General features: G+C 69.7%; 25 protein-coding genes. 17 read left to right on the forward strand and 8 right to left on the reverse strand.

Features of this window, described 5'->3' with window-relative positions; translation table 11 throughout:
• Positions 1-8 precede the first annotated feature (8 nt).
• Genes QSK35_RS20100 through QSK35_RS20115 form a run of 4 tightly spaced genes read left to right on the forward strand, consistent with a single transcriptional unit; the run spans position 9 to position 3,584 of the window.
• Positions 9-1,466 carry a hypothetical protein gene (locus QSK35_RS20100; RefSeq protein WP_285748369.1) on the forward strand — a complete coding sequence of 486 codons (1,458 nt, stop codon included), beginning with the start codon at positions 9-11 and terminating at the stop codon, positions 1,464-1,466.
• On the forward strand, positions 1,463-2,245 hold the full coding sequence (locus QSK35_RS20105; protein ID WP_285748370.1) for a DUF4397 domain-containing protein: 783 nt from the start codon (positions 1,463-1,465) through the stop codon (positions 2,243-2,245). Before QSK35_RS20100 ends, QSK35_RS20105 begins: the two co-directional genes overlap by 4 nt.
• A complete protein-coding gene (locus tag QSK35_RS20110) occupies positions 2,194-2,820 on the forward strand; it encodes a sortase domain-containing protein (RefSeq protein WP_285748372.1) in 627 nt (208 codons plus the stop codon). The genes QSK35_RS20105 and QSK35_RS20110 overlap by 52 nt, the downstream gene beginning before the upstream one ends.
• Positions 2,821-2,858: 38 nt before the next feature.
• A complete protein-coding gene (locus QSK35_RS20115) occupies positions 2,859-3,584 on the forward strand; it encodes an IclR family transcriptional regulator (RefSeq protein WP_285748373.1) in 726 nt (241 codons plus the stop codon).
• A gap of 68 nt (positions 3,585-3,652) precedes the next feature.
• On the opposite strand, the gene QSK35_RS20120 is transcribed toward QSK35_RS20115, so the two are convergent.
• Positions 3,653-4,420, reverse strand: a complete 768-nt coding sequence (locus QSK35_RS20120) for a citryl-CoA lyase (RefSeq protein WP_285748374.1) — start codon at positions 4,418-4,420, stop codon at positions 3,653-3,655.
• Entirely contained in the window at positions 4,420-5,547 is a 1,128-nt protein-coding gene (locus QSK35_RS20125) for a CaiB/BaiF CoA transferase family protein (protein WP_285748376.1), read from the reverse strand. The genes QSK35_RS20120 and QSK35_RS20125 overlap by 1 nt, the downstream gene beginning before the upstream one ends.
• A 133-nt stretch (positions 5,548-5,680) precedes the next feature.
• On the opposite strand from QSK35_RS20125, the gene QSK35_RS20130 reads away from it, so the two are divergent.
• The 7 genes from QSK35_RS20130 (at position 5,681) to QSK35_RS20160 (ending at position 11,867) form a co-directional block, all read left to right on the forward strand.
• Positions 5,681-6,643, forward strand: a complete 963-nt coding sequence (locus tag QSK35_RS20130; RefSeq protein WP_285748378.1) for a tripartite tricarboxylate transporter substrate binding protein — start codon at positions 5,681-5,683, stop codon at positions 6,641-6,643.
• Positions 6,640-7,110: a tripartite tricarboxylate transporter TctB family protein gene (locus tag QSK35_RS20135; protein ID WP_285748380.1), complete on the forward strand. Its 471-nt coding sequence runs from the start codon at positions 6,640-6,642 to the stop codon at positions 7,108-7,110. Before QSK35_RS20130 ends, QSK35_RS20135 begins: the two co-directional genes overlap by 4 nt.
• Positions 7,110-8,651: a tripartite tricarboxylate transporter permease gene (locus QSK35_RS20140; RefSeq protein WP_285748926.1), complete on the forward strand. Its 1,542-nt coding sequence runs from the start codon at positions 7,110-7,112 to the stop codon at positions 8,649-8,651. Before QSK35_RS20135 ends, QSK35_RS20140 begins: the two co-directional genes overlap by 1 nt.
• Before the next feature lie 62 nt (positions 8,652-8,713).
• Positions 8,714-9,607, forward strand: coding sequence for a glutamate ABC transporter substrate-binding protein (locus tag QSK35_RS20145; RefSeq protein WP_285748382.1), 894 nt, complete (start codon positions 8,714-8,716; stop codon positions 9,605-9,607).
• Entirely contained in the window at positions 9,604-10,218 is a 615-nt protein-coding gene (locus tag QSK35_RS20150; RefSeq protein ID WP_285748384.1) for an amino acid ABC transporter permease, read from the forward strand. The genes QSK35_RS20145 and QSK35_RS20150 overlap by 4 nt, the downstream gene beginning before the upstream one ends.
• 1 nt (position 10,219) lies before the next feature.
• Positions 10,220-10,987: an amino acid ABC transporter permease gene (locus QSK35_RS20155; protein ID WP_285748385.1), complete on the forward strand. Its 768-nt coding sequence runs from the start codon at positions 10,220-10,222 to the stop codon at positions 10,985-10,987.
• Positions 10,968-11,867, forward strand: coding sequence for an asparaginase (locus QSK35_RS20160; RefSeq protein WP_285748387.1), 900 nt, complete (start codon positions 10,968-10,970; stop codon positions 11,865-11,867). Before QSK35_RS20155 ends, QSK35_RS20160 begins: the two co-directional genes overlap by 20 nt.
• Before the next feature lie 101 nt (positions 11,868-11,968).
• Here QSK35_RS20160 and QSK35_RS20165 read toward each other — a convergent pair whose 3' ends face one another.
• Positions 11,969-12,406 (reverse strand): ester cyclase, encoded by a 438-nt coding sequence (locus QSK35_RS20165; RefSeq protein WP_285748389.1) that lies wholly within the window; start codon positions 12,404-12,406, stop codon positions 11,969-11,971.
• A gap of 68 nt (positions 12,407-12,474) precedes the next feature.
• Here QSK35_RS20165 and QSK35_RS20170 point away from each other — a divergent pair, with 68 nt between their 5' ends.
• The 3 genes from QSK35_RS20170 (at position 12,475) to QSK35_RS20180 (ending at position 14,463) form a co-directional block, all read left to right on the forward strand.
• Complete coding sequence (locus tag QSK35_RS20170) at positions 12,475-13,107, forward strand: TetR/AcrR family transcriptional regulator (RefSeq protein ID WP_285748391.1); 633 nt, start codon at positions 12,475-12,477, stop codon at positions 13,105-13,107.
• A gap of 47 nt (positions 13,108-13,154) precedes the next feature.
• Positions 13,155-13,787 carry a LuxR C-terminal-related transcriptional regulator gene (locus QSK35_RS20175; RefSeq protein ID WP_285748393.1) on the forward strand — a complete coding sequence of 211 codons (633 nt, stop codon included), beginning with the start codon at positions 13,155-13,157 and terminating at the stop codon, positions 13,785-13,787.
• A 61-nt stretch (positions 13,788-13,848) separates the two neighbouring features.
• Positions 13,849-14,463 carry a response regulator transcription factor gene (locus tag QSK35_RS20180; protein ID WP_285748395.1) on the forward strand — a complete coding sequence of 205 codons (615 nt, stop codon included), beginning with the start codon at positions 13,849-13,851 and terminating at the stop codon, positions 14,461-14,463.
• Positions 14,464-14,468: 5 nt separating this feature from the next.
• Here the strand turns inward: QSK35_RS20180 and QSK35_RS20185 are convergent, their stop codons facing one another.
• Complete coding sequence (locus tag QSK35_RS20185) at positions 14,469-16,484, reverse strand: NPCBM/NEW2 domain-containing protein (protein WP_285748397.1); 2,016 nt, start codon at positions 16,482-16,484, stop codon at positions 14,469-14,471.
• Between the two features lie 100 nt (positions 16,485-16,584).
• Positions 16,585-18,270 carry an acyl-CoA dehydrogenase family protein gene (locus QSK35_RS20190; RefSeq protein WP_285748399.1) on the reverse strand — a complete coding sequence of 562 codons (1,686 nt, stop codon included), beginning with the start codon at positions 18,268-18,270 and terminating at the stop codon, positions 16,585-16,587.
• Between the two features lie 122 nt (positions 18,271-18,392).
• Here QSK35_RS20190 and QSK35_RS20195 point away from each other — a divergent pair, with 122 nt between their 5' ends.
• Both QSK35_RS20195 and QSK35_RS20200 read left to right on the forward strand, forming a co-directional pair.
• Positions 18,393-19,478 (forward strand): WD40/YVTN/BNR-like repeat-containing protein, encoded by a 1,086-nt coding sequence (locus QSK35_RS20195; protein WP_285748401.1) that lies wholly within the window; start codon positions 18,393-18,395, stop codon positions 19,476-19,478.
• Entirely contained in the window at positions 19,475-19,759 is a 285-nt protein-coding gene (locus tag QSK35_RS20200) for a MoaD/ThiS family protein (protein WP_285748402.1), read from the forward strand. Before QSK35_RS20195 ends, QSK35_RS20200 begins: the two co-directional genes overlap by 4 nt.
• A 733-nt stretch (positions 19,760-20,492) precedes the next feature.
• Here QSK35_RS20200 and QSK35_RS20205 read toward each other — a convergent pair.
• Entirely contained in the window at positions 20,493-21,344 is an 852-nt protein-coding gene (locus QSK35_RS20205; protein WP_285748404.1) for an SWIM zinc finger family protein, read from the reverse strand.
• On the reverse strand, positions 21,337-24,318 hold the full coding sequence (locus QSK35_RS20210) for a DEAD/DEAH box helicase (RefSeq protein WP_285748406.1): 2,982 nt from the start codon (positions 24,316-24,318) through the stop codon (positions 21,337-21,339). Before QSK35_RS20210 ends, QSK35_RS20205 begins: the two co-directional genes overlap by 8 nt.
• Before the next feature lie 70 nt (positions 24,319-24,388).
• Between QSK35_RS20210 and QSK35_RS20215 the strand changes: the two genes are divergently transcribed.
• Positions 24,389-25,861 (forward strand): aromatic amino acid ammonia-lyase, encoded by a 1,473-nt coding sequence (locus QSK35_RS20215; protein ID WP_285748408.1) that lies wholly within the window; start codon positions 24,389-24,391, stop codon positions 25,859-25,861.
• 14 nt (positions 25,862-25,875) lie between these two features.
• Here QSK35_RS20215 and QSK35_RS20220 read toward each other — a convergent pair whose 3' ends face one another.
• The gene (locus tag QSK35_RS20220; protein WP_285748410.1) at positions 25,876-26,859 is read right to left on the reverse strand and encodes an aldo/keto reductase; all 984 of its coding nucleotides are present in this window, start codon (positions 26,857-26,859) and stop codon (positions 25,876-25,878) included.
• Positions 26,860-26,881: the final 22 nt, after the last annotated feature.

The raw sequence follows: 26,881 nt of genomic DNA on the forward strand, positions 1-26,881 counted from the left end.
TCCATGGGGTGATCCCCTGGGTGCTCGGTGGCGCGGGGACGATCGCCGTGGTGTCGCGGGTCGTGCTCGTCGCGCCCGAGCTGCCCTCGTCCGGCGCCGAACGGCAGCTGATCGACTCCGCGTTCGCCGGCGCCGGACGCACCCCGGTGGATCTGCAGCTGCGCGGGTACCTGTGGCTGACCCGCGGCCTGGACCGATACGACAGCGTGCTGCTCGCCGCTCGCGAACTCTCGATCGTCGCCACGATCGTCGTCGTGCTCTCGGTGGTGGCGCTGGTGCGCGCGCGGCCCGCCGCGACCGGTGTGGCCGTCGCCGTCTTGGCGTGCGGTGGTCCGATCATCGCGGTGCTCACGCCGATCGGGCCGGGCGTGCTCGCTGCGGCGTGGACGACGCTCGCGCTCGCCCTGCTCACCTCCGGCCGCCAGGTGCTGGTGGCTCTCGGCGTGGTCGCGGCCCTGTTCGCCGTGCTGACCTCGCCGTTCCTGCTCGTACCGCTGGTGGTGCTGGTCGCGGTGCGGGTGCCGTACCTGGCGGTCGTGCTGGCGGTGCTGGCGTTCGCGCTGCAGACGTTGCTGGTCGCGCGCGTCCCGGTGGAGGCGGAGCTGCCCCTCACGCATCGGGTCGTGCTGCTCGCCACGGCGTTCACGGTGGCGGTGCCCGCGCTGTGGCGCCGGGAGACCCGGCTGTTCGCGGTGCTGACACTGGTGGTCGCCGTCCAGTGCGTGTGGCTACGCGGCGATGTTCTGTTGCCTACGCTGGCCGCGCTCTCGGCCGTGGTGCTCGCCGGTCTGGTCGAGGCGTTGCGACCCGCCGCGGTCCTGGCGGCGGTGGCCGCGGTCGCCGGTGTCGTCGTGTTGCCGCCGGGCGGGCGGTGGCACGACGAGCCCGCGGTCGCCGCCTGGCTGGCGGAGAACACTCCACCCGAGGCGACGTTCACCGCGCCCGCCGGGCTGTGGTCGGAGCTCGCGCACGCCGGCCTGGGGCAGCGGGTGCGGCGGGACGCGCCCGCGACGTTCGACGTGGTGGCCGGCACCGGGCCCGGTACGGCGGTGGCGCGGTTCGGCGAGTACGGCGTGTGGCGGCCCGACCGCCCGTCCACAGAGGACGCTCTGCAACGAGTCGACGCGGGTGCCCAGCTCGCTGCCAACCCGAGGCTCGCCATCACCGACGACGTCCGGCGCGCGTTGCGGCGGGGCGAGGTGGACCTGCGCGCGATGACCCTGCTCGCCGGGCTGGCCGGCCAGCACCAGGTGGTCGTCACGGACGCGCGCGTCACCGAACCCGAACGCGGTCTTGGCACCCCACGCCGTGAGCTCGTTCTGTCCGCTGTGGACGGTCATGAGGTGGGCAGTTCGCGGGTGCTGCAGACCTGGCTGGGCGCGCAGCGACCGCCGTACGCGCCGTCGAGCACGCGGATCACGCCGACGGGCGCGGTCGTCACCTGGCTGGTGCAGGAGGGATCATGAGGGTTTTCGCTGTCCTGGCAATACTTCTGGCCGCGATCGTGGTCGTCCCGGCGCAGGCCGCGACGGGCACCTACATGCGGCTCGCGCACCTGTCGCCGGACACACCGCAGGTCGACGTGACCGTCACGTCGTTCGAGCATCCCGAGGCGACGCTGCGCGTTCCGGGTGTCGGTTATGGCGTGCTGTCGGACTACCAGCTGATCCAGCCGGGCACGTACACCATCGCGATGCGCCCGGCCGGTGCCGACCCGAACAGCCCGCCGGTGATCTCGGCGTCGCTGTCCGCCGCCGAGGGCAAGGCTTACACGGTCGCCGGGCTGGGCAAATTCGCCGCGCTGGCGTTGAAGGTCATCGAGGACGACATCACGCTGCCGCCGTCCGGCCAGGCCCGGATGCGCGTCGTGAACGCGGCACCCTCGACCGGTGAGCTGAAGATCGTCCGCGGGGACGCCGCCGTGGTCGACAACGCGGCCTTCGGCTCGGCGACGCCGTACACGCTCGTCGCGGCCGGTGTCTCGGGCCTCAAGGTGACGCCGAAGTCGGGCGGACCGCTGGACCTGCCGGTCACGCTCGAAGCCGGTGCCGTGTACAGCGTTCTGGTGCTGGAGAACCAGGGCCGGCTGTCCACGGTCGTGCGGGTCGACGCCAAGGGCGCCGCGGTGGTGCCGGTCGGCGGGATGGAAACCGGGGTCGGCGGGATGGACGTGCCGTGGCAGCCTTTCGCGTTGTGCGGTCTCGTGGTGATCGCGTTCCTGGCGCTGCGGCGCAGGCTCGCCTGATCGCCGCGCTGTTGCCGCTGGTGTTGCTCGCCGCCGACGCCCTGGTCGCGCCGGCGGTGGGGGCACCCGTGGTGGCATCGGGATGGGGACCGGTGTCGGTGCAACCGGTCGTGCCACCGGTGGTCGTTCCGCCCGTGCCGCGGCCGGTCGGGCTGCGCGTGCCCGCGATCGGCGTGACGAGTCCGTTGGCGGAGCTGGGGATCGACGCGTCCGGCGCGCTCGTGCCGCCGGAACGGTTCGACGTGGCCGGCTGGTTCGCCGCGGGACCGGCACCCGGCGGACCCGGACCGGCGTTGCTGGCCGGGCACGTCGACTCCCGCGCGGGCCCCGGCGTGTTCCACCGGCTGGGCTCGTTGCGGCCCGGCGACCTGGTGCTGGTGTCGCGCGCGGACGGCAGCGAGCTGCGGTACGTCGTCAGCCGGACGTACTCGGTGGCGAAGACGGCGTTCCCGACCGATCTCGTCTACGCGCCGGCACCGCGGTCCGAGCTGCGGCTCGTCACGTGCGGTGGCTCGTTCGACCCGTCGGTCCGCAGCTATCGCGACAACGTCATCGTCGAGGCGCTGCTGGAGTAGGGTGCGACCGTCAGGTGGTCCGCCTGTACCGTGGTGCGGTGGACTCGTCGGTGCGGAGCGTCACCAGGGCGCTCGATCTGCTTGGGCACTTCACCGAGCGGCGGATGGTGTGGCCGGTCTCCGAGTTGGCGCGGGCGTCCGGGCTGCCGAAGACGACCGTCGTGCGGCTCGTCGCGACCCTCGCGGCCACCGGCATGCTGTGGGAGCGGCCCGACGGCCAGGTGACCGTCGGCGCGGGCCTGCTGCGCTGGGCCCGGCTCGCGCGGGCGGCGTGGGAGCTGCCCGAGGCCGTGCGGTCGGCGATGGCGGCCCTCGCGCTGACCTGTGGTGAGACCGTCAACCTGTATGTCCGGCAGGGGACCGCACGCGTGTGCATCGCGCAGGCCGAGGGCCCGCAGTCGTTGCGGCACGTTGTGCACACCGGTGACGAGATGCCGCTCTGGGTGGGCGCGGCGTCGAAGATCTTGCTGGTAGGCGCTCCGGCCGAGGTGCTGGACGCCATGGTCGAGCGGGCCGGGGAGCAGCTGCGGTCCGACGTCGCGCTGGCCGCTCGGGAGGGTTTCTCGGTGAGCTACGGCGAACGCGAGTCCGGTGCCTCCGGTGCCGCCGTGCCCATCGTCGTCTCCGGTGCCGTGGTCGCCGCGCTGGCTCTCGGCGGCCCGACCACCCGCTTCACCGAAGAGAAGATCCCGATGTTCCGGGCGGCGCTGACCGAGACCGCCACCACGATCTCCGTACTGGGCCTTCCCCCGGTCGCCTCCTGAGTTGGTGCCGTCAAGGCCACCTTTACAACGCTCAACGCTGTAAAGGTGGCCTTGACGGCACCCCCTGACTACAGGTCGCGGAGGGCTGGGCCGGTGTAGGTGGGAAGTAGGGGGCGGGGGAGCGGGCCCTTGATGCGGGTGCCGGACTGCTTCTCCTCCCACGCGTGCGCCAGGATGCCGACCGACCGCGACAGCACGAACAGGCCCCGCCCCAGCTCGGGCGGGAACCCCAGCTCCGCGTAGATCACCGCGGTGGCGCCGTCGATGTTCATCGGCACCGGGCCCAGTTGCCGCTCGATCTCCTCGGCGACGGCCAGGTACTCGCCGCCGACCGTGCCGTCCGCGACGGCCGCGCGCACCAGGCCGAGCAACGGGTCGCGGCGCGGGTCGCGCGGGTGGAACCGGTGGCCGAAGCCGGGCAGGTAGCGGTGCCGCGACCGGTAGTCCCGCACGGCGTCGGCCAGCGGCAGCTCGCTCGAGCGGATCTCCTCGTACATCGCCATCGCCTGCTGGCCCGCGCCGCCGTGCACGTCGCCGAGCAGGTTCACGCCCGTGGCGACGGCGTTGTTGAGACCGAGTCCGCACGTCGCGGCCATGCGGGCCGCCGCGATCGACGGCGCCTGCGGGCCGTGGTCGACCGCCGCGACGAGCGCGGCCTCCAGCAGTGCGGCCTGTTCGCGTGACGGAAGCTCTCCCTTCAGCAGCAACCAGATCGTCTGCGGGAACGTGACGGCGCCGATCAGCTGCTCGATCGGGTAGCCGCGCAGCGCGATCTCGCCGGGCTCGATCCGCACCAGCGACGTCCGCCACCAGCCGGTGACCGCCCGCTCGTCCATCACAGCTCCTCCAGCAGGTGGTTGTGCTCGCCGAGCAGGGGCGGTGGCGCGGTGGGCGCGGACGGCACGCCGTCGACCCGGATCCCGTTGCCCAGCACGCGGATCGTGCGGTCCGGGTCGCCGGGGAACGGCAGTTCATGCGTGTCGACGAGCTCGAGTGCCTGCGGCACGGTCAGCACGCGGGCGGCGGGTACGCCCGCGGCGGAGAGCGTCTTCTCCCACTCGGCCGCGGACCGGGTCGCCAGCGCGTGCTCCAGTTCGTCCCGCAGTGCCTCCCGATGGGTCTTGCGGTCCTCGCGCAACGCGAACCTCGGGTCGTCGATGAGGTCGCCGCGGTCCACCAGGCGGCACAGCGTCTCGAACTGTTCCTGTTTGTTGGCTGCGATGTTGAGCTCGCCGTCCAGCGTGCGGAACGTCCCGGACGGGGCGGCGGTCGCGTTCTCGTTGCCCAGCGGTGTCGGCTCCTGGCCCGCGATCAGGTAGTTGGAGACCGCCCAGCCGAGCGCGGTGATCGCGGTCTCCAGCATCGACACGTCGAGGAAGCAGCCTTCGCCCGTGCGCCGGCGTTGCACCAGCCCGGCGCACACGGCGAACGCGGCGGCCAGTCCGCCCATGGTGTCGGCGATCGGGTAACCGGCGCGCAGTGGCGCGGCGTCGGACGTGCCGGTCACGCTCATCATCCCGGCCAGCCCCTGGATGACCTGGTCGTACGCGGGGCGGTCGCGCATCGGGCCGGTCTGGCCGAACCCCGAGATCGCGCAGTAGACGAGGCCGGGGTTGAGTTGCCGCAGCGTGCTCCAGGGGAAGCCGAGCCGGGCCAGAACGCCGGGCCGGAAGTTCTCCAGCACGACGTCCGCGGTCCGCACCAGGCGGCGGAACCGCTCCTGGCCCGCGGCGGACTTCAGGTCGACCTCCACCGAACGCTTGCCGCCGTTCTGGGCGAGGAACGAGGCGCCGAGCAGGCGGGCGTTGAGCTCGGGGTCGGCGCCGAGCTGACGCGCCAGGTCGCCCGTGCCGGGTACCTCGACCTTCACCACGTCGGCACCGAAGAGAGCCAGCTGGTAGCCGGCGAACGGCCCGGCCAGCACGTTCGTCAGGTCCAGCACCCGAATCCCGTCCAGGAGCATGCGCGGCCGCCTTCCTGTGAGCCTTGCCACCGCCGAATGGGCGACTTATAGTCCGATCTAACCGCCAGGCGGTTCGAAAGTACCACTAGATGGACCGAAGGGAAGACGTGCAATGAAGCCGTCGCTGATAGCAGTGATCACTGCGTTCGCCGTGTCCGCGTGTGGTCAGTTCACCGACACGTCCGGCGGTGGGGGTGGTTCCTCGACGTTCCCCAGCCGAAATCTCGAGATCATGGCGCCCGCGGCGGCCGGTGGCGGCTGGGATCTCACGGCGCGTTCGATGCAGTCCGCGCTCAAGGACGAGAAGATCGTCGACAAGTCGATCGAGGTCAGCAACGTGGTCGGCGCGGGTGGTGCGACCGGGCTGGCGCAGCTGCTCAGCAAGGGACAGGGCGACCCGCACCAGTGGATGGTCACCGGCCTGGTGATGATCGGGGCGGCGGAACGCGCCAAGAACAACACCGACCTCACCAAGACGACGCCGATCGCCACGCTGACGGCCGAGGCCGAGGCCATCGTGGTGCGGGCGGACTCGAAGTACCAGAACATCAAGCAGCTCGTCGACGACTTCAAGGCCAACCCGGCGGCCATCAAGTGGGGCGGTGGCTCCGCGGGCGGCAGCGACCACCTGGTGGTCGCGGTGCTCGCGAAGGCTGCGGGCGCGGACGTCAAGAAGATCCAGTACGTCGGCTACTCCGGTGGCGGTGAGGCGAAGGCGGGCATCCTGTCCGGCGACGTGACCGCCGGTGTGTCGGGTGTCAGCGAGTTCAAGGCGAACATCCAGGCGGGCCAGATGCGGCTGCTCGCGGTCACCAGCCCGGCGGGCAAGGAAGGCGCGCCGTCGCTGAAGGAGTCGGGCTACGACGCCGAGCTGATGAACTGGCGCTGCGTCGTCGCCGGTCCCGGACTGAGCGAGGCGGACCGCACGGCCGTCGTGAACACCGTCGACAAGATGCACAACTCCGCGAAGTGGAAGGAAGCCCTGGCCAAGCAGGGCTGGGAGGACTTCTACAAGAAGGACAGCGAGGCGAAGGACTTCATCGCCGCGGAGACCAAGCGCATCAAGGATCTCGTGAAGGAACTCGGGCTGTCATGACGACGGCCGAGGTCGAGCAGCGGACGCGGCCCGGAGAGCTGATCTTCGGGCTCGTCCTCGTCGCGCTGGGTGTGCTGGCACTGACGCAGGTGTGGGCGATCCCCGGCGCCGAGGGCTGGTCGGTGAGCGGACCCCGGTTCGTGCCGCTGCTCGTGTGCGCCGCGTGGGTCGTGCTCGCCGTGATCTACACGGGACAGGCCGCCCGGCGGATGCGCGAGCCACGGGAGGGTGGGTTCGACCGCACGGCGCTGCTGCTGATGGTCACGCTCATCGGCTACGCCTACGTCGTGATCCCGTTGGGATACATCATCTCCACGGCGGTGTCGTTCGTGCTCACCGCGCGGATCCTCGGCAGTCACAGGCTGGTGCGCGACATCGTCGTCGCCGTGCTGCTGGCGTCGGCCGTCTACTTCGCCTTCACCGAACTGCTCTCGATCCGCCTGCCGCGAGGGGTGCTGCCGCTGTGATCGACCTCCTCAACGGCTTCGCCACGGTGCTGCAGCCGATCAACCTCGTCTTCGCCGCGCTGGGCGTGACGATCGGGACGCTGGTCGGCGTGCTACCCGGCATCGGCCCGGCGCTGACGATCGCGCTGCTGCTGCCGATCACGTTCAACTTCGACGACCCGACCGGCGCGTTCATCATGTTCGCCGGCATCTACTACGGCGCGATGTACGGCGGTTCCACGACGTCGATCCTGCTGAACACGCCGGGGGAGTCGGCCTCGGTCGCCACGGCGATCGAGGGGCATCTGATGGCTCGGCGCGGACGAGCGCGCGCGGCGCTGGCGACGTCCGCGATCGGGTCGTTCGTCGCCGGCCTGATCTCCACCGTGCTGCTCGCGTTCGTGGCGAAGCCGATCGGCGACCTCGCGGTGAAGTTCCAGGCCGCCGACTACTTCGCGCTCGCCGTACTGGCCATGGTGTCGGTGACCGCGCTGCTCGGCGCGTCGCTGGTGCGCGGGCTGATCTCGTTGGTGCTGGGCCTTTTCCTGGGGCTGGTCGGGCTCGACCAGGTGACCGGGCAGACGCGCTTCACGTTCGGCGCGCCGGTGCTGACCGAGGGCATCGGCATCACCATCGTGATCGTCGGCCTGTTCGCGATCGGTGAGGTGCTGTACGTCGCGTCCCGCGTGCGTACCGGGCACGACACCATCGAACCGCTGGAGAAGGCGCGGCTGCGGACCGGGTACATGTCGCGTGAGGACTGGTCGCGGTCGTGGCGGCCGTGGTTGCGTGGCGCGGCGATCGGGTTCCCGTTCGGCGCGCTGCCCGCGGGTGGCGCCGAGGTGCCCACGTTCCTCTCGTACACCTTCGAGAAGCGGCGGGCGGAACGGGCGGGACGCGACGACTTCGGCCGCGGCGCCATCGAGGGGGTGGCCGGACCGGAGGCGGCCAACAACGCGAGCTTCTCCGGCGTGCTCGTGCCGTTGCTGACGCTGGGGCTGCCCACGTCGGCGACCGCGGCGGTGATGCTGGCGGCGTTCCAGATCTTCAACCTGCAGCCGGGGCCGCAGCTGTTCCAGACGTCCAGTGAGCTCGTGTGGGCGTTGATCGCGTCGCTCTTCGTCGGCAACGTGCTGCTGCTCGTGCTGAACCTGCCGTTGATCCAGATCTGGGTGAAGGTGCTGCTGGTGCCGCGCCCGCTGCTCTACGGCGGCATCCTCGTGCTCGCGACGCTGGGCGTGTACTCGTTGTCCGGCAACGTGTTGCAGGTCTTCATCGCCTACGGCGTCGGCGTGCTCGGCTACTTCATGCGGCGCCACGACTTCCCGATCGCGCCGGTGATCCTCGGCGTCATCCTCGGGCCGATGATGGAGACGCAGCTGCGCCGCGCCCTGGTCATCTCCGACGGGAACTTCGGGGCGATCGTGAGCCGTCCGCTCACGCTCGTGATCCTCGCTCTCGCGGTGCTGTCGCTGCTGCTGCCGTACGCGCCGGGTGTCCTCGGAAGATTGCGCGGTCGGCGGACGGAGGCGAAGAAGCTCGTGTTCAGCGATGAGGACTGAACCCGTGACCAGGTGAGATACCCCTTGTGCACGCTTGAACGCGCCCAGTAGCGTTCCAAAACATGGGGAAGCTGTTGACATCGTTGTCACTGGCGCTGCTGCTGACGGGCTGCGCCGGTGGTGAGAGCGCGGTCCCGGGGTCTACCACCACAGCAGACCAACTGATGGCCAAGGCGCCGGTCGCGGGTGAGTTACCGGCCGGGTCCACGATGGACAAGATCCGCAAACGCGGTGAGCTGCTGGTCGGGGGTTCGCTCGACGCGCCGTTGCTGTCGCAGCAGAACCCGGCGACGGGCGAGGTCACGGGGTTCGACGCCGAGCTGAGCAGGCTGCTGGCCAAGTACATCATCGGCGAGCCGCGCACCAAGCTCGTGACGGCGACGTCCGAGACGCGGGAACCGTTGCTGGCCAACGGAACCGTGGACGTGATCTTCCAGACGTACACGATCACTCCCAAGCGCGCGGAACGCGTGGCGTTCGCCGGTCCGTACTACGAGTCGGGCCAGTCGATCGCGGTGCGCAAGGGCACCTCCGGCGTGACGAAACCAGCCGACCTGGACGGCAAGACCGTCATCGCGGGCGCCAACACGCCGGCGGTCACGGCGATCCAGCAGGTGGCGCCGAAGGCGAAGATCCTCGAGCTCGGCTCCGACCCCGAATGCCTCACCGCGCTGAAGCAGGGCCGCGCGGACGCGTACGTGCAGGACCAGTCGATCCTCATCGCGGACGCCAGCCTGGACCGCGACATCCAGCTCGTCGGCGACCCGTTCACCACCGACCCGTACGGCATCGGGCTCAAGCACGGTGACGCGGAGTTCAAGACGTTCGTCAACGACTGGCTGCGCGAGATCCAGCGGTCCGGTCTGTGGCACGAGGTGTGGCGCGGTTCCATCGGCACCGTCGTGAAGGGCGAGGCGCCCGTGCCGCCCGCGATCGGGTCGGCCCAGGGCTCGTGAGCCTGCTCGTCGAGGGCCTGCTCACGACGCTCGCGCTGACCGGGCTGTCGTTCGTGTCCGCGTGCCTGCTGGGAATCGTGGTCGTGGTGCTGCGGATCAGCACGGTCCCGGTGCTGCGCGGCATCGGGACCGCGTACGTGGAGACGTTCCAGAACGTGCCGCTGCTGGTGTGGCTGGTGCTGTTCGTGTTCGGGCTCCCGGAGATCGGGATCAGCTTCCCGTTGTTCTGGACCGCCGCGGTGGTGATCTCCTTGTACGAGGCGGCTTACGTCGCGGAGGCGCTGCGGTCGGGCGTCAACGCCGTGGCGCACGGCCAGGGCGAGGCGGCGCGGGCGCTGGGGCTGACGTTCGCCCAGTCGCTGCGGCACGTCGTCGTACCCCAGGCGGCGCGCAAGGTGGTGCAGCCGTTGGGGAACATCTTCATCGCGCTGACCATGGCGACCTCGCTCGCCGGCGCCGTGGGGGTCGTCGAGCTGACGCGAGCGGCGAACCGGATCAACCTGGCCGAGGCGCAGCCGTTGCTGATCTTCACCGGCGCCGGGCTGTGCTACCTCGTGCTGGCGGCGGGCATCGGTGCCGTGGTCTTCCGGCTGGAACGGCGGTTCGCCTGACGTGTTCGATCCTCCTGGCCCGCGGGCTCGCCGCCGGATCCGCCTGGTGTCGCTCGTGTCCGTTGTGGTCGTTGCGCTGCTGGTCTTGTTGGCGTTGCGGCGGTTCGGTGACAGCGGCCAGCTGGACTTCGCGAAGTGGCGGCCGTTCCTGACGTGGCCGGTGTGGCGGTTCCTGCTGACCGGCGCGTGGGCGACCGTGCTGGCGGCGTTCGCCACGGGTGTGATCGCGGCTGTTTTCGGGTTGCTGCTGGCTGTCTCGAAGGGCTTTCTCGCCCGTTGGTACGTCGAGATCATGCGCACGGTTCCCGTGCTGCTGATCATCTACGTGATGCTGTTCGTGCTGCCGTCGTACGGCTTGGACCTCCCTCTGTTCTGGAAGCTCGTGGTGCCGCTGGCGCTGTCGCACGCGGCGTTGTTCGCCGGGATCTTCCGGGCGGGTGTCGCCTCGGTCGACCCCGGCCAGCGTGAGGCCGGACTCTCGCTCGGTCTCACGGAACGCGGGACGTTGCGGTTCGTCGTGCTGCCGCAGGCGATCCGCAACATGCTGCCGTCGCTGGTGAGCCAGACCGTGGGGCTGCTGAAGGACACCGCGCTCGGGTTCGTCGTGAGCTACACGGAGCTGCTGTACACCGGCCGCGTGCTGGCGAACTACAACCACCTGCTGATCCAGACCTATCTGGTCATCGCGCTGGTGTACCTCGTGGTCAACCTGGCGTTGTCGTCGTTCTCGCGCCATCTGGAGGCATCCCTTGCACGCACTGCTCGCTGAGGTCACCAGGTCCGGGTTCGTGGAGAGCCTGCACCACGGCAGTGTCGTCGGCATCGGCCCGAACAGCGCCGTCGAGGTCTCCCGCGGCCCGGTCACCGACCCGGTGCTGCCCCGGTCGTGCGGCAAACCCCTGCAGGCGCTTGCCTGTCTGTCGGCCGGGGCGTCGCTTTCGGGTGCCTCGCTGGCGATCGCGGCCGGCAGCCACACGGGGGAGCAGCGGCACGTCGACGTGGTGCGCGCGTTGCTGGGTTCGCTGCCGGTCTCGGCGTTGCAGTGCCCCGAGTCGTGGCCGGAGGACGAGCAGACGCGAGCCCGGCTCTCGGCGCCGTCGCGGATCCGGATGAACTGCTCGGGTAAGCACGCCGCGATGCTCGCCGCCTGTGTGGTCAACGGGTGGCCGACCGCCGATTACCTGGATTTCGGGCATCCGTTGCAGCAGTTGGTGTTGCGCACCCACGAGGAGCTGGCGGAGGAGCGGTCCGCCGGTGTGGCGGTCGACGGCTGTGGGGCGCCGCTGGTTGCGCTCTCACTCGTCGGGCTGGCCAGGGCGATTCGGTCGTTGATGGACACGCCGGTCGCGTCGGCGATGCGCGAGCACCCCGAGTACGTCGGGGGAACCGGGCACGTCAACACCTCGGTGATGCGGCTGCTGCCCGGTGTGGTGGCCAAGGGTGGGGCCGAGGGCGTGCTCGTGCTCGGGACCGCTCTGGGGCACGCGGTGGCCGTGAAAGTGATCGACGGCAACCCGCGTGCCACGACCGCGATCGGGCTGACCGCGTTGTCCGCCATGGGGTTCGACGTGTCGCCGGCCTCGGCCCTGCTGACCGTGCCGGTGACCGGTGGGGATCAGGTGGTGGGCGAGGTCCGGGTCACGTGGTGAGTGCCCGGAACTGTCGGTGCCGGCTGGGAGAATGAAAGCAGGGGGTCCCCAAGCCGGGGGGACGCCCGCCTCGGTCTGCGGTCGAGCGCCGTCCAGCCACGTCACATGGTGAACTCGGGAGCCATCCCCAGCTGCGCCAGCACGGTCGCCATGTCGCCGTAAACGCGCTCACACACCAGCCGGTCCTTCTCGAAGAGGAAGAACGCGGTCATCCGCACCTTGAACGGCCGGCCCGTCGGCTCCTCGCCGATGAGGCTGCCCCGGTGCGTGCCCTCCAGTTCGAACTCCACGATCACCGCGTCGTCGGCGTGGTGCAGTTCGATCAGCTTGTTGCGCTGGTCCGGAAAGGCCTGCCGGGTGCGTTCGTAGTACGCGCTGACCTCTTCCGGCCCGTCGAACACCTGCCCGGTCGCCACTATCTCGTAGCGGGGGTGGTGGAACGTCGAGAGCGTCGTCTCGAACTCGTGATCGTTCTCCGAGTCCATGTGCTCCAGGACGATCGCCTCGCGCAGCGCTCGAAGCGCCTTGGATTCGGTCATGCCGGAAAATCCTCCTACGTACGCCGTACGTCGCAGCGAAGCTACTCCACCACGTATCGTTTGCGCCAGTGTCCGAACTTCGTGAACCGTTGACCCGCGCGCGCATCGTGGATGCCGCGGTGCGGCTGATCGAGCGCGAGGGCGTGGGGGCGGTGTCGATGCGCCGCGTGGCCGCTGAGCTCGGCGCGGGCACGATGTCGCTGTACAACCACGTGCCGAGCAAGATCGCGCTGCTGGACCTCGCGGCCGAGCGGATCATGGAGGACGTCGAGGCGTACACCGTTGACGGTGACGACTGGCGCGACCACATAAGGGCGCACGCGCGTGCGGTACGCGACCACGCGCGCAAGCACCCCAGGGCGTTCGTGCTGCTGGCGACCCGGCGGATGAGCTCGGACACCGGGGTGCGGCCGATCGAGGCCGGGCTGAGGAACATGGAACGCGCCGGGTTCCGCGGCGACACGGCCGTGCGGATCATCCGCGTGCTGGTGTCGTTCCTGCTCGGCACGCTGATCCGGGAGATGGCGACCACGCCGGAGCTCGGCGGGGTAGCGCTCTCACCGTACCAACCGGTCGACGCCATGACGTTTCCGCGCACGGCGGAGGTGCTCGACTCGCTCGGCGAGTACGACCACGACCTGGAGTTCGAGTTCGGCCTCGAACTGCTCATCAAGGCGCTCGAGGACTACCCGCGCGACTAATGCGTTCGCACGAGGACACGGGCGCTTTTCGGGAGGACCCTGGTGGCGTGAAGCTCCTGCGGGTCCTGCTCGTCGACGACCACCGCATGCTCACGGAGGCACTGGCCGTGCGGCTCTCCGCGGAGCCCGGCCTGTGGGTCGCCGGCACGTGCGTGCCCGATGAGGAAGGCCTCGCCGAGATGGTGCTCCGGTTGCGCCCCAACGTCATCACGGTCGAGGCCGACCACGTGCACGACGTTGTGGGCGCGGCAGCGCGGGTGGTCGTGCTGACCGCGAGCCGCGACCGGCGGCAGGTGGTCGAAGCGGCGCGGGCGGGGGCCGACGCGTGGGTGCACAAGTCCTGTCCGGTCGAGCATCTCGTCGAGGTGCTGCACGGCGTGTGCCGCGGTGACGCGTACTTCCCGCCCGAGCACCTCGGGGCGGTGCTGCGGGATCTCCGCGAAGGCGGCGATCCGCTGGACGTGCTCAGCGCGCGGGAACGCGAGGTGTTGCAGGCCATGGTCGACGGGCGGCGCGGCGACGAGATCGCCGGTCAGCTCAACGTTTCCGCGAACACCGTGCGCACGCACACGCAGAGCATCTTCGCCAAGCTGGACGTGCACAGCCGGCTGGAGGCCATGTCCGTCGCCCGTGCGGCGGGGGTGCGGCCACACACCGTGATTTCGTTACTACGTAGGTAGTTCGTAAAGTAGGCCCTTTGCCTCTAGCTCTCACCCGGCCGGTCCTCCGACGCTGGTCGCCGTGATCAGCCTGGTGCTCGCCGACGACCACAAGGTGTTCCTTGAGGCGTTGGAAACCGTGTTGCGGCAGCACGGTTTCGACGTGGTGGCCGTCGCGGGATCGGTGGCCGCCCTGTTGCAACGCGTGCACGCCGTGCGACCCGACGTGTGCGTGGCCGACCGGCACTTCACCGACGGCGACGTCGTCGAGGTGTTGCCTCGTGTTCTTGCTTCCGGCGCGAAAGTCCTGGTGCTGACGGCGGATGGCGACGCGGACGCGGCGATGCGGGCGCTGGACCGGGGTGTGCTCGGTTATGTCCACAAGTCGCGGGACGTGGCGGCGCTGGTGCGGGCGATCCGCCGGGTCGCCGGTGGCGAGGCCGTGGTGGATGTCCCGGCGTGGCAGGGGTTTCCGTGCTCCGACGTGCGGCGGCTGGCCGCGTACCTGACGCCACGCGAACGGGAATGTCTCGGGCTGCTGGTCGAAGGGCTGGGCACGGCCGCGATGGCGCAGCGCCTCGGTGTTTCCGTTACGACCGTGCGCACGCACGTGCAGTCGTTGCTGACGAAGCTCGGGGTGCACTCGCGGCTGGAGGCCGCGTCGCTGGCGGTGCGACACGGCCTCCAGGTCGGTTAGGTCGATCAGGCGCAGGTGATCTTCAGATCGCCCCAGTTGGCGTGGTCGTAGGACTTGCCGTTGCCGCCGTCGGTGACGATCAGCCGGACGACCGTGGCGCCGGTGACGTCCGCGCTGAGCTCCTTGGCGGGATCGGTGCCGGTGACCGGTCCGCTTTCGTAACGCTTGGTGTTGTCGCCCCACACCTCGTAGGTCACGAGGCTCAGCGGGTTCACCTTGTTGTCCTGGATGCCGACGACCGCGGTGACCTTGGTGCAGTTGCCGCCCGCGTAGTACTCGATGTGCGCGGGCGCGTGCGTGCCGAGGCCCTTGGTGAACTTCTGGCCGCGGATGGAGATCGGGCCGCCGTCACCGGCCTTGGCCTCGCCGTTGGTCGTGTCGAGCTCGACCGGGCCGTGGCCGTTGACCGCGCGCAACCACTTGTGGTCGCTGAGGAACTTCACGCCGGTCGGCGCCGCGCCGGGCACCACGGCCTCGGTCTGGTAGCCCGTGCTGACCGGTGTCCGGCTCTGCGGCGTGGTGTAGGCGAACGCGGCGTTGACCGGGAAGCGGCCCGGCTCCGCGGTGGTCGGGACGTTGACCTCCCACGTGGTCTGGAACTGCTTCTCGCCGGCCAGGATCAGCTTGGTGGTGGAGGTTTTCGCCTGCACGCTCCAGCCGTCCGGCACGAACAGCTTGGCCGAGAGGTTCATGATCGGCGTGCGGCCGGTGTTGCGCACGGTCGTCGTGTAGGTGACGGGCTTTCCGGGCGTCACGAGCGGCATCGCGCCGGGGTAGAGCACCGCCGCGTCGGCGCCGGCCGTGACGGCGGGCGGGTAGCTGTACCAGTCGCCGCCCGCGCTGACGCGGAACATCGCGCTGCCGTGCGGCGGGAGCGCGGCGCTGATCGAGCCCGCGGAGTGTGCAGTGGTCTTCGCCCAGAGGTCGCGGACGGTGTAGGCGAACGACTTCGGCAGGCCGATCTCCTGGGCCGTGGTGCTGATCTGCGCGCCGCTGTCGTTCTCGTTGAACAGCAGGACGGCCTTGTCGCCGTTGGAGAGCGGCTTCACGAAGACGTACTGGCCGCCCTCGGAGCGGATCGCCTTGCCCTGTACGCCGAGCTTGTCCTGGTCGACCGCGATGACGTCCTTGTTGCCCAGGATCTCGAACGTGTGCGGCGTGACCTTGCGCAGGTCCGCGCCGATCAGCAGCGGTGCCGCCATGATCGCCCAGAGCCCGAAGTGGCTCTTGTACTCGACGTCGGTCATGCCGCCGTTGCCGACCTCGAGCATGTCCGGGTCGTTCCAGTGGCCGGGGCCCGCGTAGTCGGCGAGCACCATGTTGCGCTTGGCGATGGACACCATGGAGTTCCAGTTGTCGCCGATGTCGCCGGTGGTGCGCCACAGGTGGCCGACGTCCTTCGCCCACTCCCACGGCTTGTTCTGGCCCCACTCGCACAGGGAGAAGACGATCGGGCGGCCGGTGGCCTTCAGCGCGTCGCGCATCTTGGTGTAGCGCTGCTTGGCGTCGACGCCCTGGTTGTTGCAGTTGTCGTACTTGAGGTAGTCGATGCCCCAGCTGGCGAAGAGCTTCGCGTCCTGTTCCTCGTGGCCGAGGCCGCCGGGGAAACCGCCGTCCTTGTTGCAGGTCTTGGTGCCGGCACTGGTGTAGATGCCGAACTTGAGGCCCTTTCCGTGTACGTAGTCCGCGACGGCCTTGATGCCGTTGGGGAAGCGCTCGGGGTGGGGGACGAGGTCGCCCTGCTCGTTGCGTTGCGGGAGCGCCCAGCAGTCGTCGATGTTGACGTACTGGTAGCCGGCGTCCTTCAGCCCCTTGTCGACGAAGATGTCGGCGATGCCCTTGACCATCGCCTCGTTGAAGTCCGCGCGGCAGTGCGTGGAGTTCCAGTTGTTGAACCCCATGGGCGGGGTCAGGGCCAGGCCGTCATCGATGGCGGCGGCCGTCTGCGGGGTGCTGAGCACTCCCGCGCCGACGGCCGCCGCGACTACGACTGTGCGCCACTTCGATCTGCGCTGATCCACGGCACGCGCCTCCTGTGTTTCGGACTGGCGGCGGCGGACCTCAAAGTGGAACAAGGTTGAACACGATCGGACACATCAAAACGTTCGATCGTGTGATGCGTCAAGGGCGCATTTCGTACTTACCGGACAGTGCCTGGACCTGCTGCCAGACGTGGTCGAAGCGAGCCTGGTCGGTCTTCGGCTTCCTGACCTGCTGCAGTGCCCAGTTCTGCTGCGCCTCGGTGGAGCTGGTCTTGCCGTGCAGCGCGACCGCGTAGGCGCTGAAGTCGCGAACCAGGACGTCGAAGATCTGGTCGATCTCCTTGTGGTCGACGCCGGTGATCTTCGCCTGCTCGAGCACCAGTTGGCCGTACACGACGAGCGTGAACAGGTGGCCGAGGTTGAGCAGGAAGTCGAGGTCCTTCTGCTGCTCGGCGTCCGGAGCCGCGGTCGTCAGCAGCGTCTTGATCGCCGTGGCCTGCTCGTGGAACAGGGCGACGTTCGGGATGTCCGCGTGCTCGGTGTAGATCGGCTCCCAGTCGTGGAACTGGATCTTCCCGAGGCCGCGCGCGGGGCCCTGGCGCCAGAAGAACTCGTCGTCCTTCGGCTCGTGGCGGCTCGGAACCTCGTCGTACTGCTTGGGGTTGAAGAGGTAGTTCGGCATGAACTTCAGCACCAGTGCCAGGTTGACGTGCACCGTGCCCTCGAGCTTGGGCAGCGCGCGGATGTCCGCGGTGGCGCGGGTGAAGTAGGTGTCCTTCTCGAAGCCCTTGGCGGCGATGACGTCCCACAGCAGGTCGATGACCTGCTCGCCCTCGCTGGTGACCTTCATCTTCGTGATGGGGTTGAAGAGGAGGTAGCGGCGGTCGTTCTCGTCCGCGGTGCGGAAGTAGTCGACGCTGCGGTCGGCGAAGAGCTTCATCGCCTGCAGGCGGGCGTAGGCGTCGACGAAGTTCTGCCTGACGTGCGGGAAGTCCGTGACCGGGTTGCCGTAGAGGATCCGGTTGCTCGCGTGCGTGATCGCCTCGTAGAAGCTGTGCTCGCAGATGCCGATGCTGGCCGTGCACAGGTTGAACTTGCCGACGTTGACCGTGTTGAGCGCGGCGGAGAACGCCTCGGGGCCGCGGTGCAGGATGTCCTGTTCCGTGAGGGGATAGTCCTCGAGGCGGAACTCGCTGACGAACATCTGCGAGTCCACGACGTTCTTGACGAGCTTGAAGTTCTTGTGCTGGCTGTCGACGGCGAAGAAGACGTAGTCGTCGCTGTCGGTCTTGCCGAAGACGCTGACCATGCCGGCGACGTTGCCGTTGCCGATGTAGTACTTGCTGCCGTTGGCTTTGTACCCGTCCTGCGTCTTCGTCAGGATCATGTCCGTCGAGTAGACGTCCGCGCCGTGCTCCTTCTCGGACAGGCCGAACGCGAAGACGGCGCCGCTGTCGAGGAGGTTCGCGGCCTTCCGCTTGGCCTCCTCGTTGGCGCTCATCCAGATCGGGCCGAGGCCCAGCACCGTGACCTGCCAGGCGTACCAGTACTGCAGGCCGTAGAACCCGAGGATCTCGCTGAACGCGGCGTTGCGGGCGGCGTCCCAGCGCTTGGTCTCGTCCTGGGCCTGAGGTGTGCAGAAGGTGGCGAAGAGCTTCTCGCGCTTCACGAAGTCCAGGAACTCGCTGTACCAGACCTTGTCCTGGGCGTCGGCGATGAGCTGCCGCTTGCCGCGGTTCTCGAACCAGTCGATGGTCGCTTTGAGCAGCCTTTGCGTCTCCGCGTCGAGGTGCTTGGCGTCGTAGGTGTTGGGGTCGAGCAGCACTGGTACCTCCTTGGTCTCCGCGGAGGCTACCAGCGAGTAACTTGAGGGGCTAAGTGGTGTTTCCACAATTGTCAGACCCCCGGCGTAACGTGCCCCACATCACAACTCCGGGGAGGTCGGCAATGGCTTCGAAGGCAGTGCTGGCGATCGGCACCCGCAAGGGCCTGTGGGTCGCTACCAGCGAGGATCGCGTTTCGTGGCACCTGGACGGGCCACATCACCCGATGACGGGCGTGTACGCCGTGGCGATCGACACGCGTCCGGCTGTACCTCGCCTGCTGGCCGGCGTGACGTCCGAGCACTGGGGCCCGTCGGTGGCCACGTCCGACGACTTGGGCGTCACCTGGGACGAACCCGATCACGCTCCCATCGCCTTTCCCGCTGATGCGTCCTTGGAGCGGGTGTGGCAACTGCAGCCGGGGTCTGTTAGTCAGCCGGGCGTGGTGTGGGCGGGCACGGAGCCGTCCGCGCTGTTCCGCTCTACTGATGGTGGCCGGACGTACTCGTTCATCGAGGGCCTGTGGAAGCACCCGCACCGCACGGAGTGGGGCGCGGGCTTCGGCGGCCAGGCAGTTCACTCGATCGTGCCCTCGCCTGATGATCCCTCCCGGGTGACCGTGGCGATGTCGACCGGCGGCGTGTACCGGACGTCGGATGGCGGCGCGTCCTGGGAGGCCAGCAACACGGGCATCAAGGCTTACTTCATGCCGGACCCGTATCCCGAGTTCGGCCAATGCGTGCACAAGATCGCCCAGCACGCTTCGAACCCTTCGCGGTTCTACCTGCAGAACCACCACGGCGTGTACCGCAGCGACGACGGCGGCGTCACCTGGAAGTCCATAGCGGACGGTCTGCCGACGGACTTCGGCTTCGCCATGGTCGTCCACCCGCACGAGCCCGACACGATCTACAACTTCCCGATCGAGACGGACGGCCGCCGCTTCCCGCCCGAGGGCAAGTGCCGGGTGTACCGCAGCCGCGACGCCGGCAACACCTGGGAGGCCTTGGGTTCCGGCCTACCCGACTCCTTCTGGACCGCGGTAATGCGCGACGCCATGTGCACCGACTCCGGCTCGCCGGCGGGCATCTACTTCGGGTCCCGCTCGGGCTCGGTCTACGCGTCACCCGACGAGGGCGACCATTGGCACCTGGTGGCGGACAACCTCCCGGACGTCCTGTCGGTGCGAGCGGCGGTGATCGCTTCGTGAGGGTCTCCGTACTAGTCCCCGGCGTCCTCCGCACTGCCGTGGGCGGCGCGTCCCGCCTGGACGTAGATGTAGCCGCCCCCGCAACTCTGGGCTCCGTACTGGACTCCTTGGCCTCCCAGTACCCGGCGCTGGACCGCAAACTCCGCGACGAGCGCGCGGGCCTGCGCCGCTACGTCAACTTCTACGTGGACGGCGAGGAGTGCCGCCGGCTGGACGGCGCCGCAACGCCGATCAACCCAGGCGCGGAGATCCAGATCCTCCCGTCGGTAGCGGGCGGCTGACCTTGCCCCGCACCCCGCGTCGGCCAAGCCCCGTCTCCACGTGGCTCGCCTTCGCGTGGCCGGTCTTGGCGTGGCTCGCCGGGCAGGGTCGCTGCTGGTCTCTGTGCTGGTACCGCCCCACCCGCCGAGGCGGCGCGGACATAGGTGTCGCGAACGGGCCGTTGACCGCAATCGCGCGGAACGAACCGGCCCGCTCAATCGTTGCGCAACAAGGAAGCGCGCGGGGGCAGCGGCATCAGCCCCAGGTCCCGCCTGGCCATCGCCCTCGGGTCCGGCTCGACCGGCGGTGCCCTCGGGTCCGGCTAGGCCAGCAGCCCCAGGTCCGGCTCGACCGGCAGCGGCCTCGGGTCCGGCTAGGCCAGCGGCCTCAGGTCCCGCCTGGCCATCGACCGGCAGCGGCCTCGGGTCCGACCCGTCCAGCAGCCCCAGGTGCGGCGGACCGCGGCCCCCCGGTCCGGCTCGGACAGCGACCCGTTCGCCGCCACTCCGCCGCCTTCGCCGGGTATCTCGCCAGCGATCATGCCTGCGGCGTCACGCCTCGTCCGTGAGCCCTGCCGCACCGGCCACCGCGTCCGCTGCCTCAGCTCGCCGCCCGCCCAGCGGTCACGCCCCCAGGCCAGCGGGGCGCGCGGTCGCCCTGCTGCGTTGGCCACCGCTGCACTGCCTTCCTCGCGGCTTTCGCCGCCGCCCGCCCCAGCGATGCCGCTCCAGCGATGCCGCCCCGCCCCAGCGATCAGGCCTCGGCCGGCGGATCCGCGAGCGCCTGGTACGCGGGCCGGAGCACGTCGACGAGGCCGGCACCTCGCACGGTGACGGGCACGGCGTCGAGCTGGTCGAGCACCGCATCGGGCCGGCCCGTCAGCGCCGCGGGCGGTCCGCCGAGGGCGATGGTGTTCTGCTTCGTCCAGAACGTGTCCAGGCACTTCGTCAGAGGCGGTGCGTCCCCCTCGCCGACCGCCGCCAGTCGCTGCTCGGCCCGCACCTTGGCGCCGCGCAGGGTGCGGAGCCGTTCGAGTAGGTCGTCACGGCCGCGGCCGCGCCACGCGAGGATTTCGAAGGGGTCCTTGTCGAACGATTCGGCCAGCAGGTAGCAGGTTGCGGCGAGGTGCTTGCACGGAACTTCCCAGTCCGGGCACGAGCAATCCATAGTCAACTCGCGCATGGACGTCGGGAAAAGCCGCAGACCCAGCTCTGCGAACAGGTCCTCGATGTCCGGAGGCATCTCGCCGGCCAGCAACTTGGCCGCGTACAAAGCCTTGCCCGCCAAGGCTTCCTCGATGCGGCGCCACTCCGCGGCGGTGAAGGCCTTGATCGCGATGCGCGTTTTGTACGGGGTTGGGCGCGAGCCCTGGACGAGGGCGATCACCATGCTCGTCGACAGCGACAGGCTCAGCACCTGGCCCTGCCGGGCGTATGCGCGGCCGCGCGTGAGGCGGCCGCCCATGCCGAACGACTCCAGGACTTCCAGGAAGCGGCGTGACCACCAGGTTTGGCCTATTTCGCCGCGTTTGCTGCGGGCTTTCAGGCCGCCCTCTACTCGGATGGGCTTCTGATAGGGGCCGTAGCCGGACCAGTGGTCACTCACCGACGGCCTCCCCGGAGAGGGCCAGCAGTTCGCGCAGCTGAGTTGTCGAGAGCTCGGTCAGCCAGTTCTCGCCCGCGCCGACTACCAGCTGCGCGAGGGCGCGCTTCTCCTCGATCATGCGGTCGATGCGCTCCTCCAGCGTGCCGATGCAGACGAACTTGCGCACCTGCACCTTCTGCGTCTGGCCGATGCGGAACGCGCGGTCGGTCGCCTGGTCCTCGACCGCCGGGTTCCACCAGCGGTCGAGGTGGATCACGTGGTTCGCCGCCGTCAGGTTGAGGCCCGTGCCGCCTGCCTTGAGGGACAACAGGAAGATCGACGGGCCGCGCGTCGACTGGAACCGTTCGACCATGGCGTCGCGTTGCGCCTTGTTCGTGCCGCCGTGCAGGAACAGGACGTCGGTGTCGAAGCGCGCGCTCAGGTAGGGCACCAGCATGCTGCCGAACTCGGTGAACTGCGTGAAGCACAAGGCTTTGTCGCCCTCGGCCAGCACCTCGTCGAGGATTTCCTCCAGCCGCGTCAGCTTTCCCGAACGTCCCGCTACGCGGGAGCCGTCGCTCAGGAAGTGGGCCGGGTGGTTGCAGACCTGCTTGAGCTTCGACATCGTCGCCAGCACCAAGCCCTTGCGCTGAATGCCTTCGCTGTCGTCGATGCGTTGCAGCATGTCGTTGACCACGGCTTGGTACAGCGACGCCTGCTCTGGGGTGAGGTTGCACAGCTGGCGCATCTCCACCTTGTCCGGCAGGTCGGTGATGATGCGCGGATCGGTCTTCACGCGGCGCAGCACGAACGGTGTGGTGATCTTGCGCAGGCGGGCTGCGGCGTCCTCGTCGTTGTGGCGTTCCACCGGCACCGCGAAGCGTGCGCGGAATGTGTTGACCGTGCCCAGGACGCCGGGGTTCGCGAAGTCCATGATGGACCAGAGTTCCGCCAGACGGTTCTCGATCGGAGTGCCCGTCAGCGCTACGCGGTGGCGTGCGGAAAGTTGGCGCACCGCCTGGGACTGTCTCGTGTTGCTGTTCTTGATGTTCTGCGCCTCGTCGAGCACGACGCGTTCCCAGGTGATCTCGCCCAGCGCGTCGGCGTCTCGCGCTGCCAACGCGTACGTGGTCAGCACGAGGTCGTGCTCCTCGACCGCCTCGCGTAGCGCGTCGCCGTTGAAGCGGTCCGCGCCGTGATGCACATGCACGGACAGCTCGGGGGTGAAGCGGACCGCTTCGCGCTGCCAGTTGCCGACTACCGACATCGGGCAGATCAGCAACGTCGGCGGCAGCTTTTCGTTGGCGCGGTTGAGGGCTTCCAACGCCAGCAGCTGCACGGTCTTGCCGAGACCCATGTCGTCGGCCAGGCACGCGCCGAGCCCGAGCTTGTCCAGGAACGCCAGCCAGGCCAGCCCGCGTCGCTGGTATGGGCGCAGCGTCGCGCCGAAACCCTCCGGCGGCTCGACCGGTTCCAGGCTCTGCTCGACCTTGCCGGACAACAGGTCGCCGAGCCAGCCGTCGCCGGTGACGGCGTTGAGCGGCAACGGAAGGCTTTCGTCCTCCGGGTGCAGTCCACTGTGGAGCATGGCTTGTGCAGCGGTCATCTGGCCGCCGCCACGCTTGAGGAACGCCAAGCCGGCCGCCAGGCGTTTCTGGTCGACCTGCACCCACTGTCCGCGCACCTTGACCAGCGGCACCTTCGCAGCGGCTAGCGCCGCGAGTTCGGCCTCGGTCAGCGTGTCCTCGCCGAGCGCGAGCTCCCACTTGTAGTCGACGATCGACTTCAGGCCGATCTCGCTCTCCTTGGCCACCGCGCCCGCGGTGCCGCGGCTCGACGTGGTGAGCTTCAGGCCGAGCTTGGCCGGGTGCTGCCACCACGAGGGCAGCAGCACGCCGAACCCGGCCTGCGTCAGCAGCGGCGCGCTCTGCAGGAAGCGGTACGCGCCCTCGGCGTCGACCTCCAACTCCGCGGGATGCGAACTGTGCAGCGCCTGGTCCAGGTCCGGGCACAGCCGGCCGGCCCGCCCGAGGTCGGTCAGCAGGAACTCCTGCGGCGACGGCACCCACCGCCGCAGCACGCTGTCGTCGGCGAACCACACCTGCTCGGCGGTCACGAGCACACTGGGGTCGTCGACCGACTGCAGCAGGAACTCGACGGCCCACTCGTCCTGGAACTCGTCGCCCTGACCGGGGGAGCGCAGGCGGAAGCACGTGCGCACCGGACTGTTGCGCACTCCGCTCGCATGCCACCGCTCGAGGTGCTCGCGCAGCTCGTACAGCTCGACCGGGTCGGCCTCGAACGCGGGCTCACCCGTGAGCGCGTCGAGCCACGTCTCGACCGTGGTCGCCCGGCCGCGGCGTTTCGGCGCGATCTTCAGCGGGCCGAGCCGCGTCCGCACCTCCTCGTCCACCGCGGTGGCGAGCGCGGCGCGCACCAGGTCGGCCGGACTGCTCACGATCTCCTCGCACCGGCACGCCGGTGGCATCGCCGCCTGCAGCGACGCGAACCGTGCGGTGTCCGCTCCAGTCAGCGCGGGCACCCAGCACGCCACCGGCCGGTCGGCCGCGATCGACGGCAGCACGCGTCCGCGGGCGACGAGGTCCTTCGCGAACGACGCCACCTCGAACACGAACCGCGCCGAGTCGCTCAGGCGCACCTCGTCCACCGGTGCGGCGTCCGGCCGCAACGGGATCGTGGGGACACCCCACGGCCGCAGCTTCACGGTTCCGCGCGGCGCGCGCCCGGCCGTGAGCGGATCGCGGACGAGCTCCGGCGACGCAGCGGGTCCGCTCGCGAACGACGGCAGCAGCAACGTCCGCGTGGTCGCCTTGACCTCGTCGAGGCCGACGGCGTCAGCGAGCGCGTCCGCGCCCGCCGCGAACGGGTGCGGCACGTCCCGGCGCTTGCTGTCCGTGCGTGCGGGCAGCTCGGAGTCCTCCGCCCACAGGACCGGTCGCCCGTCGGCGGTGCAGAGTCCATGCAACACCAGCACCCCAGAACCCTATTCGGTTGTCGATTCCCAGTGGTCGGTAGCACCTCCTCACGTGTGTTCACATATCCCCATGCCCGAAGCACCGCTGGACCTGGGCCCGTCGGACGAACCGGTCGTCCTGGACGGCCGGTCGCTCGGCGGCGAGGACGTTGTCCGCGTCGCCCGGTTCCACGTCCCCGTCACCGTGCACGCCGACGGACGCCACCGCGTCGAAGCGTCGTGGCATGCCACCCGCCGGCTCGTCACGCAGCAGTTGATCTACGGCCGCAACACGGGTGTCGGCGCCAACCGCAGCGAGGTCGTCGACGCGTTCGGCGAGGCCGATCACGGTCTGCGCCTGCTGCGCAGCCACGCGGGCGGGCTCGGCGGCATGCTCCCGGAGGAGCAGGTTCGCGCGATGCTGGTCGTCCGGCTCAACCAGCTCCTCGCGGGCGGCGCCGGTCTGCGCCCCGCCGTGGTCGACGCGCTGACGGACGCGTTGAACAACAGCTGCTATCCGGGCGTCCACGAGTACGGCGCGATCGGTACCGGTGACCTCACCGCACTCGCCGAGACCGGTCTCACCCTCATCGGCGAACGTTTCTGGCTCGGTTCGACAACCACCCCTTCCCCGATCGAACTGGACTCCGGCGACGCGCTGGCGCTGATCAGCAGCAACGCGCTCACCATCGGCATGGCCGGCCTCGCGTGGCACACCGCCCGCCAGCTGCTGCAGGCGGCGCACGTCGTGACCGCGTTCTCCTTCCTCGCCGTGAACGGCTCGACGGAGGCCTACGCCGAGCGTGTCCACCAGGGCCGGCCGCACCCCGGTCAGGTCGCGGTCGCGGCCGAGATGCGGAGGTTGCTCGGTTCTCCCGGATCCGGTGCGCGGATCCAGGATCCGTTCGGGTACCGCTGTTTCCCGCAGATCCACGGCCCCGCGATCGACGCCGTCACCGACCTCGGACGCGTACTCGAGGTCGAGATCAACGCCGCCGCCGAGAACCCGCTCGTGTGGGCCGAGGACGACGCCGTGTACCACCACGGCGCGTTCCACTGCGCCTACCTCGGCCAGACGCTCGACCGGGTCCGGCTCGCCCTGCTGCACACCGGTCACCTGTCGACCGCGCGGCTCGCCACCCTCGTGGAGCCGAGCTTCACGGGGCTCAGGCCGTTCCTGGCGGAAGGCGTCAGCGGCAGCTCGGGGGTGATGATCCTCGAGTACAGCGCGGCCTCCGCGCTCGCCGAGGTGCGCACCCTCGCCGAACCCGCCAGCCTGGGCAACGCTGTCGTGTCGCGCGGGCTGGAGGAGCACTCCAGCTTCGCTTTCCAGTCGGCGAGCCAGGCGTTGCGCTCGCTGTCGGCGTTCCGGCTCGTGCTCGCCTGCGAGCTCGTCGCTGCCGTGCGTGCCTTGCGGTTGCGCCGGGTGGTGCCTGGGACGCCTTCGTTGCGGGCGGCGTTCGAGCTGGCCGAGTCCAAGTTGAACCCGGATATGGCGGACCGGCAGCTCAGTCCGGACGTCGAGGCCGCGTCAGCGTTGCTGGACGACTTCGCCCTCTGCTGACGCGTGTTCGGGACCTAGTCGTTGAGGCGGGACATCAGCTGCTCGGGGTAGCGATCACCGGCAGCCGCGCCCCGCGGGACCGCCGCGTCCAAGGCGGTCAGGATGTCGGCGTCGAGGTTCACGTCGGCGGCCGCGGCGTTCTGTTCCAGGTAGCTGATGCGCTTCGTGCCGGGAATCGGGATCACGTCCGGACCCTGGTGCAGCAGCCACGCGAGCGCGAGCTGCGTCGGGGTGGCGCCGACCTGCTCGGCCAGCGTCTTGACTCGCTCCGCCAGCGCGAGGTTCCGCGTCAGGTTGTCGCCCTGGAAGCGCGGGTCGACACGGCGGTAGTCGTCCGGTGCGAGCGAGTCGAGATCCGTCACCGTGCCGGTCAGGAAGCCACGGCCGACCGGCGAGTACGGCACCACGGCGACGCCGAGCTCGCGTGCGGCGGGCAGCACCTCGGCCTCCAGCCCGCGTTCCCACAGCGAGTACTCGCTCTGCAGCGCGGCGATCGGATGCACGGCGTGGGCCCGCCGCAGTGTGTCGGCGCTGACCTCCGACAGCCCGATGTGCCGGATCTTGCCCAGGGCGACCAGGTCGGCGAGCGCGCCGACGGTGTCTTCGATCGGCACCTCGGGATCACGCCGGTGCAGGTAGTACACGTCGATGTGGTCGATTCCGAGCCGGGCCAGGGACGCGTCAACGGCCTGCCGGGCGTACTCCGGCGTCGAGTCCACCGTCGCGACGCCGTCCTGCGGCCGGACGCCGAACTTGGTGGCCACGACGGCCTCGTCGCGGCGCCGTCCGGCCAGAGCGCGGCCCAGGAGCTGCTCGTTGTGGCCGCCGCCGTAGACGTCCGCGGTGTCGAGGAGGTTCACCCCGAGATCGAGAGCGCGGTGGATCGTCGCGATGGACTGCTCGTCGTCCGTGGCGCCGTAGAACTCGGACATGCCCATGAGGCCGAGCCCCAGGGCCGAGACCGATGGCCCGCTCGTGCCGAGCGTGCGCTGCTTCATGCCTGAACTCCTTAGCTTGTCG

The sequence above is a fragment of the Lentzea sp. NBRC 105346 genome (assembly GCF_030269605.1).
Lineage (GTDB): Bacteria > Actinomycetota > Actinomycetes > Mycobacteriales > Pseudonocardiaceae > Lentzea.

What these genes read in the sequence shown, in the direction of transcription:
- QSK35_RS20105 (WP_285748370.1), top strand. Translation starts at nt 1,463, where the DNA reads ATGAGGGTTTTCGCTGTCCTGGCAATACTTCTGGCCGCGATCGTGGTC.
- QSK35_RS20120 (WP_285748374.1), bottom strand. Translation starts at nt 4,420, where the DNA reads ATGGACGAGCGGGCGGTCACCGGCTGGTGGCGGACGTCGCTGGTGCGG.
- QSK35_RS20125 (WP_285748376.1), bottom strand. Translation starts at nt 5,547, where the DNA reads ATGCTCCTGGACGGGATTCGGGTGCTGGACCTGACGAACGTGCTGGCC.
- QSK35_RS20135 (WP_285748380.1), top strand. Translation starts at nt 6,640, where the DNA reads ATGACGACGGCCGAGGTCGAGCAGCGGACGCGGCCCGGAGAGCTGATC.
- QSK35_RS20145 (WP_285748382.1), top strand. Translation starts at nt 8,714, where the DNA reads ATGGGGAAGCTGTTGACATCGTTGTCACTGGCGCTGCTGCTGACGGGC.
- QSK35_RS20165 (WP_285748389.1), bottom strand. Translation starts at nt 12,406, where the DNA reads ATGACCGAATCCAAGGCGCTTCGAGCGCTGCGCGAGGCGATCGTCCTG.
- QSK35_RS20195 (WP_285748401.1), top strand. Translation starts at nt 18,393, where the DNA reads ATGGCTTCGAAGGCAGTGCTGGCGATCGGCACCCGCAAGGGCCTGTGG.
- QSK35_RS20215 (WP_285748408.1), top strand. Translation starts at nt 24,389, where the DNA reads ATGCCCGAAGCACCGCTGGACCTGGGCCCGTCGGACGAACCGGTCGTC.
- QSK35_RS20220 (WP_285748410.1), bottom strand. Translation starts at nt 26,859, where the DNA reads ATGAAGCAGCGCACGCTCGGCACGAGCGGGCCATCGGTCTCGGCCCTG.